We start from the raw sequence: 12325 nt of genomic DNA, 5'->3' as shown, positions 1-12325 counted from the left end.
TGCGCGGGAACGCCGAAGGGCGCGGCGGCCGTAGCCACCGCGCCCCTCGCGGAACACCGGAATCAGGCGGACCGTCAGAGTCCGTAGCGCTCCCGCGCTTCCTTCACCGCGGACGCCTTGACCTCGCCCCGCCGTGCCAGCTGCGCCAGCGCCGCGACGACGATCGACTGCGCGTCGACGCCGAAGTGGCGACGGGCCGCCTCACGGGTGTCGGAGAGGCCGAAGCCGTCGGCACCGAGCGAGGAGTAGTCCTGCTCGACCCACTGCGCGATCTGGTCCGGGACCTGGCGCATGTAGTCGGAGACCGCGAGCACCGGACCCTCGGCGCCCTGCAGCGCCTGGCGGACGAACGGCACCCGCTCCTCGCCGCGCAGCAGGGCCGCGTCCGCCTCCAGCGCGTCGCGCCGCAGCTCCGTCCAGGAGGTCGCGGACCACACGTCGGCGGCCACGCCCCACTCCTCGGCGAGCAGCTTCTGCGCCTGGAGGGTCCAGTGGATCGCCGTGCCGGAGCCGAGGAGCTGGATGCGCGGGGCGTTGGCGACGGGGGGCAGGCCCGCCGACTCGGCCGTGTTGAAGCGGTAGAGGCCCTTGACGATGCCCTCGTCGATACCGAGGCCGCCCGGCTTGGCGGGCTGCGGCATCGGCTCGTTGTAGACCGTCAGGTAGTAGAAGACGTTCGAGTCCTCGCCCGGAGCCGCCTCGCCGTACATCCGGCGCAGACCTTCCTTGACGATCGTCGCGATCTCGTACGCGAACGCCGGGTCGTAGGACAGCGCGGCCGGGTTGGTCGCCGCGATGACCGGGGAGTGGCCGTCGGCGTGCTGGAGGCCCTCGCCCGTCAGCGTCGTACGGCCGGCCGTGGCGCCGACCAGGAAGCCGCGGCCGAGCTGGTCGCCGAGCTGCCACATCTGGTCGGCCGTGCGCTGCCAGCCGAACATCGAGTAGAAGATGTAGAAGGGGATCATCGCCTCGCCGTGCGTGGCGTACGCGGTGGACGCGGCGATGAAGTCCGCCATGGAGCCGGCCTCGGTGATCCCCTCGTTGAGGATCTGGCCGTCCTTGGCCTCCTTGTAGTACATCAGCTGGTCGCGGTCGACCGGCTCGTACGTCTGGCCCTTGGGCGAGTAGATGCCGAGGGAGGGGAAGAGGCTCTCCATGCCGAAGGTGCGCGCCTCGTCGGGGACGATCGGCACCCAGCGCTTTCCGGTCTCCTTGTCACGGACGAGGTCCTTGACCAGGCGGACGAAGGCCATCGTGGTCGCCAGGTTCTGCGAGCCGGAGCCCTTGTCGAAGGACGCGAACGCCTTGTCGGCGGGGGCGGGCAGCGGGGCGAGCGCGTGCGTACGGCGGGCCGGGGCCGGGCCGCCGAGGGCCGCGCGGCGCTCCTGGAGGTAACGGACCTCGGGGGAGTCGGCGCCCGGGTGGCCGTAGGGGACCACGCCGTCGACGAACTGGCTGTCGGAGATGGGCAGCTCGAGCAGGTCACGCATCTGCTTGAACTCGTCCGTCGACAGCTTCTTCATCTGGTGGTTGGCGTTCTTGGACGCGAAGCCCTGGCCGAGCGTGAAGCCCTTGACCGTCTGGGCCAGGATCACCGTCGGCGTGCCCTTGTGGGCGAGGGCGGCGCGGTAGGCCGCGTACACCTTGCGGGACTCGTGACCGCCGCGGGAGAGGTGGAAGCACTCGGTGATCTTGTCGTCACTGAGCAGCTTCGCCATCTCGACGAGCGCCGGGTCGGAGCCGAAGAAGTCCTGGCGGATGTAGGCGGCGTCGCGCGTCTGGTACGTCTGCACCTGCGCGTCGGGTACCTCGCGCAGGCGGCGTACGAGGGCGCCCGTGGTGTCGAGCTGGAACAGCTCGTCCCAGGCCGAGCCCCACAGCGACTTCACGACGTTCCAGCCGGCGCCGCGGAACTGGGCCTCCAGCTCCTGCACGATCTTGAAGTTGGCGCGGACCGGGCCGTCGAGGCGCTGCAGGTTGCAGTTGATGACGAAGGTCAGGTTGTCCAGGCCCTCGCGGGAGGCGAGTGCGAGTGCCGCGGTCGACTCGGGCTCGTCCATCTCGCCGTCGCCGAGGAACGCCCACACGTGGGACTGCGAGACGTCCTTGATGCCGCGGCTGGTCAGATAGCGGTTGAAGCGCGCCTGGTAGATCGCCGACAGCGGGCCGAGGCCCATGGAGACGGTCGGGAACTCCCAGAGCCAGGGCAGGCGCCGCGGGTGCGGGTACGACGGGAGGCCGTTGCCGCCCGCCTCCTGGCGGAAGTTGTCGAGGTGCTGCTCGGTGAGCCGGCCGTCGAGGAAGGCGCGGGCGTAGATGCCGGGGGAGGCGTGGCCCTGGATGTAGAGCTGGTCTCCGGAGCCGGGAGCCTCCTGGGACTCCTTGCCCTTGAAGAAGTGGTTGAAGCCGGTCTCGTAGAGCCAGGCCGCGGAGGCGAAGGTGGCGATATGGCCACCGACGCCGTGTTTCGCGCCCCGGGTCACCATCGCGGCCGCGTTCCAGCGGTTCCAGGCGGTGATCCGGGCTTCCATCGCCTCGTCGCCGTCCACGACGGGCTCGGCGGCGGTGGGGATGGTGTTGACGTAGTCGGTCTCAAGCAGCTTGGGCAGCGCGAGACCGTTGCCCTCGGCGCGCTCCAGCGTGCGGCGCATCAGGTACGCGGCACGGTGCGGCCCGGCCGCCTGGGTGACGGCGTCCAGGGAGGCCTGCCATTCGGCGGTCTCCTCGGGGTCGCGGTCCGGGAGCTGGTCGAGCTCGCTCGGCTGGATTGCGGTGAGGTCGGTCATTGCGCCGCCTTCCGGATGTGGAGGGGGGTTCCCTCATCGGCAAGGGGTTTTCGGGGGTGCCCTTATGTCTTTGGCAGGACAGGGCGGCGGGCTCTGGTGGGAGCCCAGCGATGACTGTAACTCCCTGATCGATGATCGATCAAAGGGTTGAAGGCGAAAACCTCTTCGTATCGCAAAAGTCGGCACGGGGTGCCTTGACGGCAGGCACGCGGTGCCTTGGATTCCCAGGGTTTCCCCAGGTGAGCGTGCGTGCGCTCGGCTGTGTCACGGGCGCGGCGCGCAGCCCAGCACATGCGCCTTCACCAGGTCGGCGATCAGCGGATCCCGGCGCCGGAAGGCGTCCACGAGTGCCTCGTGCTCCTCCGCGTACGACTGCTGGACGGTTCCCAGCCAGCGGATGGACAGGGCGGTGAAGACCTCGATGCCCAGGCCCTCCCAGGTGTGCAGGAGGACGGAGTTGCCCGCGGCGCGCACGAGTTCGCGGTGGAAGGCGACGGTGTGACGGACCTGGCCGGTGCCGTCCGACAGCCGGTCGGCCTCGTACAGTGCCGTGACGTGCGGCTCCAGGGCCGAGCAGTCGTGGGCGAGCCGCTCGGCCGCCAGCTCGGCCGCGATGGCCTCCAGACCGGCCCGTACGGGGTAGCTCTCCTCCAGGTCGGCGGCCGTCAGGTTGCGCACGCGCACACCCTTGTTGGGCGCCGACTCGATCAGCCGCAGCGACTCCAGTTCGCGCAGTGCCTCCCGCACCGGGGTCTGGCTGACCTCCAGCTCGGTCGCGATCCGCCGCTCGACGATCCGCTCACCCGGCTTCCAGCGCCCGCTGACGATCCCCTCCACGATGTGCTCGCGGATCTGTTCGCGCAGCGAGTGGACGACGGGCGCGGTCATGAGGGGCTCCTTCGCGGGGGGCGCGCTTTCAATGCTGCGGCCCGAAGGGCCTCATTGAGGGGTGGTGGTCGGGCGAGGGGCGGGACCAAGGGCGTTTGACCTTTAGACAATAAGGCCGCAGCGCCGTGGGAGAGAGGCGTACGGGGGCGCTTTCATGCAGGTGAGACGAGACTTACACGCTGTCAGAGCGGCCGCGGATGTAAAGACCCGTACCGGGTGGGGTCCGGAGGCGTCACGTCCGTGTCACCCGGAGAACCCGCGGGCCCCGCACGGTGTGTGGGTCGGCACAGGGGTTTCGGCGCGGGGGTTTCCACGGGGCTCCCGCGAACGCAAGGGGGTCGGCATGGGCGGACGGGGACGGAAGCGGGGGCTGCGCTGGGCTGTGGCGGCCGGGGCGGTCGCGGCCGTGGCCGCCTGCGGGCCCGTGGACACGGGGGCGGCCGTGCGGCCGAGTGCGACGCGGGCCCACGGCACCTCGGTCGCCTCCGGCGGGGCGTGTGTCTTCGTCAAGCCCGACGGCGCACAGAAGTTCGGGCACGTCGGCTGGGGCTTCCGGATCACCGGCACCGGCCGCTGGGTGTACGGCGCGGTGGAGAACCCGTCGAACGCGCTCTACACCGCGCCCGGCGGCGACATCGGCGCCTGGCACGCGGAGGGCACGTACGCGCGGATGCTCACCGACATGTCCCGGGACGCGCACTATCCGGGCACGTCCACCCACCCGTACAGCCGCTACCGCTGCACGGACTCCTCGACCAGTGACGTGAACTCCGCCCGCGCCATGATCCGTACGGTCGAGAAGCGGGGCTTCCTCGTCGGCGTCGACCCGCAGACGGGGGACCTCGGCTCGCGCGACTGCCTGGACGCCACGTACGACGTCCTCAGGGCGTACCGGACTCGGCACCTGACACCCGCGTACCCGACGAAGATCCCGAACCTGTGGGTGGAGACGCTGGTGCGGTGGTCGGACAACGTGCTGAAGCCGCGGTGACCTGCGGCGGAAACGCGAAGCCCCCGTCCGGAAGGTTCCGGACGGGGGCTTCGCGCGAGCGGGGGTGGTTACAGGCCGAGCTCGACCTCGAACTCGCCCGCCTCCAGGATCGCCTTGACCGCGGTCAGGTAACGGGCCGCGTCGGCGCCGTCCACCAGACGGTGGTCGTAGGAGAGCGTCAGGTAGGTCATGTCGCGGACGCCGATGACCGTACCCTCCTCCGTCTCGATGACGGCCGGACGCTTGACCGTGGCACCGATGCCGAGGATCGCGACCTGGTTCGGCGGCACGATGATCGTGTCGAAGAGCGCGCCGCGCGAGCCGGTGTTGGAGATGGTGAAGGTCCCGCCGGACAGCTCGTCCGGAGTGATCTTGTTCGCCCGGACCTTGCCCGCCAGCTCGGCGGTGGCCTTGGCGATGCCGGCGATGTTCAGGTCGCCCGCGTGCTTGATGACCGGGGTCATCAGGCCCTTCTCCGAGTCCACCGCGATACCGATGTTCTCGGTGTCGAAGTAGGTGATCGTGCCCTCGTCCACGTTGATCCGGGCGTTGACGGCCGGGTGGGCCTTCAGTGCCTGGGCCGCGGCCTTCACGAAGAACGGCATCGGGGAGAGCTTGACGCCCTCACGTGCCGCGAAGGAGTCCTTCGCCTGCGCGCGCAGCCGCATCAGGCGGGTGACGTCGACCTCGACGACCGAGGACAGCTGGGCCTGCTCGTGCAGGGCCTTCACCATGTTGTCGCCGATGACCTTGCGGATGCGGGGCATCTTGACGGTCTGACCGCGCAGCGGGGAGACCTCCAGGGCCGGCGCCTTCTTGGCGGCCGGGGCGGCGGCAGCGGCCGGAGCCGGGGCAGCGGCGGCGGCCTTCGCGGCCTCGGCGGCGGCGAGGACGTCCTGCTTGCGGATACGGCCGCCGACGCCGGTGCCCTTGACGGAGGCCAGGTCGACGTAGTTCTCCGCGGCGAGCTTGCGCACCAGCGGGGTCACGTACGCGCCGTCGTCACCGGCGGGCGCGGGAGCCGGGGTGACGGGAGCGGCAACCGGCGCGGGCGCCGGAGCCGGCGCGGCGGGCGCGACCGGGGCGGCGGCCTGGACCGGAGCCGGGGGCGCGACCGGGGCGGCCGGGGCGGCCGGAGCCACCGGGGCCGGGGCGGGCGCCGGAGCCGCGGGGGCGGCCGGAGCCGGGGCGGCAGCGGCGGGGGCCGGAGCCGCGGGAGCCGGAGCGGCGGCCGGAGCCGCGCCCGGGGCACCGATGACGGCGAGCTTCGCGCCGACCTCGGCGGTCTCGTCCTCGCCGACCACGATCTCCAGCAGCACGCCGGCGACCGGCGCGGGGATCTCGGTGTCGACCTTGTCCGTGGAGACCTCGAGCAGCGGCTCGTCCTCCGCGACCTCCTCGCCGACCTCCTTCAGCCAGCGGGTGACGGTGCCCTCGGTGACCGACTCGCCCAGCGCGGGCAGCACGACGTCGGTACCGGAGGCGCCACCGGCCGGAGCGGCAGGAGCGGCGGCGGGGGCCGGGGCGGCCGGGGCCGCGGGGGCCTCGGCGACCGGGGCGGGAGCGGCCGGAGCCGGGGCGGCCACGGGCTCGGCGGCCGGAGCGGGGGCAGCGGCGGGCGCGCCCGTGCCGTCGTCGATGACGGCCAGCTCGGCGCCGACCTCGACCGTCTCGTCCTCGGCGACCTTGATGGAGGCGAGGACACCGGCGGCGGGGGAGGGGATCTCGGTGTCGACCTTGTCGGTCGACACCTCGAGCAGCGGCTCGTCGGCCTCGACGCGCTCGCCCTCGGCCTTCAGCCAGCGAGTGACAGTGCCCTCGGTGACGCTCTCACCGAGCGCCGGAAGGGTTACGGAAACCGGCATGGTTTCTGTTGCTCCTTACGAATGGTGCGGAAGTCTGTGGTCGTCGTCGCGCCCAGGGGCGACGCGATGACTGAAATCAGCCGGGGACTGGATCAGTCGTGCGAGTGCAACGGCTTGCCCGCGAGGGCCAGGTGGGCCTCGCCGAGCGCCTCGTTCTGCGTCGGGTGGGCGTGGATGAGCTGGGCGACCTCGGCGGGCAGCGCCTCCCAGTTGTAGATCAGCTGGGCTTCGCCGACCTGCTCACCCATGCGGTCGCCGACCATGTGGACGCCGACCACGGCACCGTCCTTCACCTGGACGAGCTTGATCTCGCCCGCGGTGTTGAGGATCTTGCTCTTGCCGTTGCCCGCGAGGTTGTACTTCAGGGCGACGACCTTGTCCGCGCCGTAGATCTCCTTGGCCTTGGCCTCGGTGATGCCCACGGAGGCGACCTCGGGGTGGCAGTACGTCACCCGGGGGACACCGTCGTAGTCGATCGGAACGGTCTTGAGACCGGCCAGACGCTCCGCCACCAGGATGCCCTCGGCGAAGCCGACGTGCGCGAGCTGGAGCGTCGGGACCAGGTCACCGACGGCGGAGATGGTCGGGACGTTCGTCCGCATGTACTCGTCGACCAGGACATAGCCGCGGTCCATCGCGACACCCTGCTCCTCGTAGCCGAGACCGGCCGAGACCGGGCCGCGGCCGACGGCGACGAGCAGGACCTCGGCCTCGAACTCCTTGCCGTCGGCGAGGGTGACCTTGACACCGTTCTGGGTGTACTCGGCCTTCGAGAAGAAGGTGCCCAGGTTGAACTTGATGCCGCGCTTGCGGAACGCGCGCTCAAGAAGCTTGGAGGAGTTCTCGTCCTCGACCGGGACGAGGTGCTTGAGGCCCTCGATCACCGTCACGTCGGTGCCGAAGGACTTCCACGCGGAGGCGAACTCGACGCCGATGACGCCGCCGCCGAGCACGATCGCGGACTGCGGGACGCGGTCGAGGACCAGCGCGTGGTCGGAGGAGATGATCCGGTTGCCGTCGATCACCAGGCCCGGCAGCGACTTCGGCACGGAGCCGGTCGCGAGCAGCACGTGGCGGCCCTGGATGCGCTGGCCGTTCACGTCGACCGAGGTGGGGGAGGACAGCCGGCCCTCACCCTCGATGTACGTCACCTTGCGGGACGCGATGAGACCCTGCAGGCCCTTGTACAGGCCCGAGATGACCCCGTCCTTGTACTTGTGGACGGCCGGGACGTCGATGCCCTCGAAGGTGGCCTTGACGCCGAACTGCTCGCTCTCGCGGGCCTGGTCGGCGATCTCGCCCGCGTGGAGCAGGGCCTTGGTGGGGATGCATCCCCGGTGCAGGCAGGTGCCTCCGACCTTGTCCTTCTCGATCAGGGCGACGTCCAGGCCCAGCTGTGCCCCGCGGAGCGCCGCGGCGTAACCGCCACTGCCACCGCCGAGGATCACTAGGTCGAAAACGGTGCTGGCGTCGTTCGCCACGTCACGTCCTCCATGCATGTGCGCCACGCCGGTCTCCAGTGACCGGTCGGCGGCTGGTGTCCGGCCGCTCTTCTTCGGCCCTGTGGTGGGGGCCCTGTCCTGCCGAGAACCCATCTTCGCACTTGTCCGGAGCGTTCGAGACGCCGGGCCGGTGTGTGAGAAGTCGCACTGTCCGAATACGGGGGGTACCTCCGCGCCCCGACAGGGGGGCGCGGAGGTACCGCGCGACCGGCCGCGCATCACCCGCGGCCGTGAAACACCTCTAGCCGAGATCGCCCGTGGCGGTCAGCTCGGCGAGCCGCACCAGCGTCCGCACCGCCGACCCCGTGCCACCCTTCGGCGTGTAGCCGAACGGGCCGGACTCGTTGAACGCGGGCCCGGCGATGTCGAGGTGCGCCCACGTGATGCCCTCGCCCACGAACTCCTTCAGGAACAGACCGGCGACCAGCCCGCCGCCCATCCGCTCACCCATGTTGGCGATGTCGGCGGTCGGGGAGTCCATCCCCTTGCGCAGGTGCTCCGGCAGCGGCATCGGCCAGGACTCCTCGCCGACCTCCTCCGCGGCCTCGACGATCGCCGTACGGAACGCGTCGTCGTTGGCCATCACGCCGAAGGTGCGGTTGCCGAGCGCGAGCACCATCGCGCCGGTCAGCGTCGCCACGTCGATGATCGCGTCCGGCTTCTCCTCGGACGCCTTCCACAGCGCGTCGGCGAGTACGAGACGGCCCTCGGCGTCGGTGTTGAGGACCTCGACGGTCTTGCCGCTGTACATGCGCAGCACGTCACCGGGGCGGGTGGCGGAACCGGAGGGCATGTTCTCGGCGAGCGCCAGCCAGCCGGTGACGTTGACCTCGAGGCCGAGGCGCGCCGCGGTGACCACGGCGGCGAAGACCGCCGCCGCGCCGCTCATGTCGCACTTCATCGTCTCGTTGTGTCCGGCGGGCTTGAGGGAGATGCCGCCCGAGTCGTAGGTGATGCCCTTGCCGACGAACGCGAGGTGCTTGGCCGCCTTCGGCGAGGTGTACGACAGCTTCACCAGGCGGGGAGCGGCGGCCGAGCCCGCGCCGACGCCGAGGATGCCGCCGTAGCCGCCCTTCGCCAGGGCCTTCTCGTCGAGCACCTGCACCTTGATGCCGTGCTCCTTGCCGGCGGCGGTGGCGACGGCGGCGAAGGCCTCGGGGTAGAGGTCGTTCGGCGGGGTGTTGACGAGGTCGCGGGCGCGGTTGAGCTCCTCGGTCACGGCGGTGGCGCGCGCGAGGGCCGCCTTGTACGCAGCGTCCCGGGGCTTGCCGCCGAGCAGCGTGACCTCGGCGAGCGGGGCCTTGCCGTTCTTCGCGTCCTTGCCGTTCTTGCCGTTCTCCTTGTAGGCGTCGAAGGCGTACGCGCCGAGCGCCGCGCCCTCCGCCAGGACGCCCGCGTCGGCGGCGTCGGTGATCGGCAGGGCGAAGACGGCCTTCTTGGCACCGGCGAGCGCGCGGGCCGCGGCACCGGCCGCGCGGCGCAGCGCCTCGGCACTGAACGTGTCGTCCTTCTCCGGGACGGCTCCCAGTCCGACGGCCACGACGACGGGCGCCTTGAAGCCGGTCGGCGCGGGCAGCTTCGTCACCTCGCCCTCGCCGCCGGATGCGCCGAGGGTCTCCAGGATCCCGGCGAGTGCGCCGTCGTACGCCTTGTCCACGGCCTCGGCACCCGGTGCTACGACCGGGCCCTTGGCGCCCTTCGCGACACCGACGACGATCGCGTCGGCCCGCAGGCCGGACGCCGCGGCGGTGCTGAGAGTCAGAGCAGTCACTGTGGTGAGATCTCGCTTCCATTGTTTTGCTGCGGCCGAGTAGGGATGGGTCGACCGGGCCCTGACGAATGACCCTAGATCCGGCCTCAGGGAGTGTCTTTACCTGGGTGGCACATACTCGGGACGAGCCTACGCGCGCCGCCGGGTTTCGCTCATTCCTACGCTCGCTTGAAGTTCAGCCGAGGGAGAGCGCCACGAGGGCGGTGGTCGCCGCCGTCTCGGCGAGGCCGCCGAAGACATCGCCCGTGATGCCGCCGAAGCGGCGGGTGCAGTGGCGCAGGAGCAGTTCGGCACTCGCGCAGGCGGCGAGGACGGCCAGGGGGGCGCGTACAAGGTCGTACGTGCCCAGGAGTGCGCCGGCACCGGCCGCCGCGACGGTGACGGCGAGGGTCACCAGCAGGGCGCCGCGCACGGGCACGGTGCCCGCGACCGCGGCACCCAGGCCCTCGGGGCGGGCCGGGGGCACCCCGGTGCGCGCGGCCAGGGTGAGGGCGAGTCGGGCCGCGGTCGCCGAGACGACGGCCGCGAGCACGCCCCGTGCCCACGAGGCCTCGTAGGCCTGGAAGAGCGCGGCGACCTGCGCCAGCAGCACGAAGAGCAGGGTGATCACGCCGAACGGGCCGATGTCGGACTGCTTCATGATGCGCAGCGCGTCCTCGGCGGGCTTGCCGCTGCCGAGGCCGTCCGCGGTGTCGGCGAGTCCGTCGAGATGCAGACCACGGGTGAGCGCGGCCGGTACGGCGGCGGTGGCGACGGCGGCCAGCAGCGGGCCCGCGCCCATGGCGAGCAGTGTCACGCCCACGAGGGCCGCGCCCGCCCCGACGACCAGCCCGGCGACGGGGGCGCACAGCATTCCGCCGCGCGCCGCCTCACGGTCCCAGCGGGTGACCGTGACCGGGAGCACGGTCAGGGTGCCGAAGGCGAAGCGGAGGCCGTGGGGGAGAGGGGTCCTGGACACCGGCGCAGGGTACCCGGGGAGGTGGCGGGCCGGCCGAGGACGGGTGCGACGGACGGGCGCGAGAGCCGCGGATAAAGTGCGCATTATGGGTCATTGGTTGCAGAGGAACATCATCGAACCGGGAAAGCTGCCGCTTCTGCTGGCACTTGCCTCCTTCGTGCTGACCTTTGTGATCACCCGTGTCGTCGTCCGCCTCATCCGCGCGGGCAGGGGTCCGTTCGGCAACGTCAAGGCGGGCGGTCTGCACATCCACCACGTCGTGCCCGGTGTCGTCCTGACGGTGATCGGCGGCTTCGGCGCGGTGGCCAGTTCCCGGCACGGCTTCGGCGCCGCCCTGTTCGCGGTGGTGTTCGGGATGGGCGCCGGGCTGGTGCTCGACGAGTTCGCGCTGATCCTGCACCTCGACGACGTGTACTGGAGCGAGGAGGGTCGCCAGAGCGTCGAGGTCGTCCTGGTCACGGCGGCCCTCGTCGGCCTGGTGCTCGGCGGGTTCCTGCCGTTCGGGGTCAACGACATGACCCAGGAGGAACTCCACGACCGGGGCGGGGTCATCCTGAGCGTCGCCGTGAACTTCCTCTTCGCCCTGCTCGCCCTGAGCAAGGGCAAGGCCCGCATGGCGATCTTCGGCGTGATCGTCCCGTTCGTCGCTCTCATCGGCGCCGTCCGACTGGCCCGCCCCTTCTCTCCGTGGGCCAAGCGCTTCTACCGCCGCAGGCCGCGCGCCCGGTCCAGGTCGATGCTGCGCGCCTACCACCGCGACCGCCGCTGGTTCGGCCCGCGCCGCAGGCTTCAGGACTGGATCGGCGGGAAACCGGATCCCGTCCGGCCCCTGCCCGGCCGCCGGTGAAAGCGACGGCGGCGGTGGCGGTGGCGCAGGATCGAGATCCCGTACAGCACGAAGACCGCGGCGAGCGCGGCGATGTGCTCCTTGCCCGCGAGGTTCCCCTTGAACGCCACCTCGATCACCATCGCCGCGACCACCCCCCACCCCGTCCAGTAGGCGCGATAGCGCCAGGCGACGAAGACGGCGAGGCCGACCACGGCCGCCGAGGGCCCGGTGTCCACGACCTGTGCGTCCGTCACGGGCAGCCCCAGCGGGTTGCCCGGGCTCAGTGAGATCGCCTCGCGTGCGTAGAGCGTGCCGGCCAGCGTGGCGGCGTACGCGATGACGAGCATCCGCCACCAGCCCAGACAGATCTCGGCGATCCCGAACACGATGAGAAGTTGCAGCAGCGCGCCCCACACCGGCAGGTCGAGGGCCGGCACGAACAGGGAGAGCGGGGTGCGCAGCAGGGCCAGCCACAGTGGCTCCTCGGCCCGCACGGAGCCGATGTCCTGCACGAACTGGAAGCCCCAGGGCTGGTTCTGCACGAACTGGAGGATGGCCGTCAGACAGACGGCCCCGAGCGTCACCGGCATCGCCCGCCATCGCTGTCTCGCGAGTGCCTCGCGCACGGTGACGTACAGCAGTCTCCATTCGGCGCGGGCGAGGCGGGCGAGGGTGTTCATGCAGCGGTCCCCATCCGTCCTGCGGTCCCGGTCCCGGTCCCGGTCCCGGTCCCGG

The 12325-nt window shown here is 71.3% G+C and carries 9 protein-coding genes; 2 read left to right on the top strand and 7 right to left on the bottom strand.

What is annotated here, in order from left to right:
• Positions 1–74 precede the first annotated feature (74 nt).
• Positions 75–2786, bottom strand: a complete 2712-nt coding sequence (aceE, locus tag ACIRA5_RS05000) for a pyruvate dehydrogenase (acetyl-transferring), homodimeric type (protein WP_403687376.1) — start codon at positions 2784–2786, stop codon at positions 75–77.
• Between the two features lie 264 nt (positions 2787–3050).
• Positions 3051–3674, bottom strand: a complete 624-nt coding sequence (locus ACIRA5_RS04995; RefSeq protein WP_352052164.1) for a GntR family transcriptional regulator — start codon at positions 3672–3674, stop codon at positions 3051–3053.
• A 343-nt stretch (positions 3675–4017) separates the two neighbouring features.
• Here ACIRA5_RS04995 and ACIRA5_RS04990 point away from each other — a divergent pair, with 343 nt between their 5' ends.
• A complete protein-coding gene (locus ACIRA5_RS04990) occupies positions 4018–4665 on the top strand; it encodes a hypothetical protein (protein ID WP_403687373.1) in 648 nt (215 codons plus the stop codon).
• A gap of 68 nt (positions 4666–4733) precedes the next feature.
• Here ACIRA5_RS04990 and sucB read toward each other — a convergent pair whose 3' ends face one another.
• The 4 genes from sucB to ACIRA5_RS04970 form a co-directional block, all read right to left on the bottom strand.
• Positions 4734–6530, bottom strand: a complete 1797-nt coding sequence (gene sucB, locus ACIRA5_RS04985) for a 2-oxoglutarate dehydrogenase, E2 component, dihydrolipoamide succinyltransferase (protein WP_403687371.1) — start codon at positions 6528–6530, stop codon at positions 4734–4736.
• Between the two features lie 92 nt (positions 6531–6622).
• The gene (gene lpdA, locus ACIRA5_RS04980; RefSeq protein WP_067363503.1) at positions 6623–8011 is read right to left on the bottom strand and encodes a dihydrolipoyl dehydrogenase; all 1389 of its coding nucleotides are present in this window, start codon (positions 8009–8011) and stop codon (positions 6623–6625) included.
• 262 nt (positions 8012–8273) lie between these two features.
• The gene (locus tag ACIRA5_RS04975; protein WP_403687370.1) at positions 8274–9803 is read right to left on the bottom strand and encodes a leucyl aminopeptidase; all 1530 of its coding nucleotides are present in this window, start codon (positions 9801–9803) and stop codon (positions 8274–8276) included.
• A 175-nt stretch (positions 9804–9978) separates the two neighbouring features.
• Complete coding sequence (locus tag ACIRA5_RS04970) at positions 9979–10761, bottom strand: adenosylcobinamide-GDP ribazoletransferase (protein ID WP_095855092.1); 783 nt, start codon at positions 10759–10761, stop codon at positions 9979–9981.
• A gap of 85 nt (positions 10762–10846) precedes the next feature.
• Between ACIRA5_RS04970 and ACIRA5_RS04965 the strand changes: the two genes are divergently transcribed.
• Complete coding sequence (locus ACIRA5_RS04965; RefSeq protein ID WP_403687367.1) at positions 10847–11608, top strand: hypothetical protein; 762 nt, start codon at positions 10847–10849, stop codon at positions 11606–11608.
• Here the strand turns inward: ACIRA5_RS04965 and ACIRA5_RS04960 are convergent.
• Positions 11551–12270, bottom strand: a complete 720-nt coding sequence (locus ACIRA5_RS04960; protein ID WP_403687364.1) for a hypothetical protein — start codon at positions 12268–12270, stop codon at positions 11551–11553. The two genes, ACIRA5_RS04965 and ACIRA5_RS04960, sit on opposite strands and share 58 nt — an antisense overlap.
• Positions 12271–12325: the final 55 nt, after the last annotated feature.

Source organism: Streptomyces sp. NPDC096311, assembly GCF_044763085.1.
In the GTDB taxonomy this organism is placed as follows: domain Bacteria; phylum Actinomycetota; class Actinomycetes; order Streptomycetales; family Streptomycetaceae; genus Streptomyces.
This window is presented reverse-complemented; position numbering and strand designations above follow the sequence as displayed.

Excerpts from the sequence above, each read along its gene's own strand:
- ACIRA5_RS04960 (WP_403687364.1), bottom strand. The coding sequence starts at position 12,270 with ATGAACACCCTCGCCCGCCTCGCCCGCGCCGAATGGAGACTGCTGTAC.
- ACIRA5_RS04965 (WP_403687367.1), top strand. The coding sequence starts at position 10,847 with ATGGGTCATTGGTTGCAGAGGAACATCATCGAACCGGGAAAGCTGCCG.
- sucB (WP_403687371.1), bottom strand. The coding sequence starts at position 6,530 with ATGCCGGTTTCCGTAACCCTTCCGGCGCTCGGTGAGAGCGTCACCGAG.
- aceE (WP_403687376.1), bottom strand. The coding sequence starts at position 2,786 with ATGACCGACCTCACCGCAATCCAGCCGAGCGAGCTCGACCAGCTCCCG.
- ACIRA5_RS04990 (WP_403687373.1), top strand. The coding sequence starts at position 4,018 with ATGGGCGGACGGGGACGGAAGCGGGGGCTGCGCTGGGCTGTGGCGGCC.
- ACIRA5_RS04995 (WP_352052164.1), bottom strand. The coding sequence starts at position 3,674 with ATGACCGCGCCCGTCGTCCACTCGCTGCGCGAACAGATCCGCGAGCAC.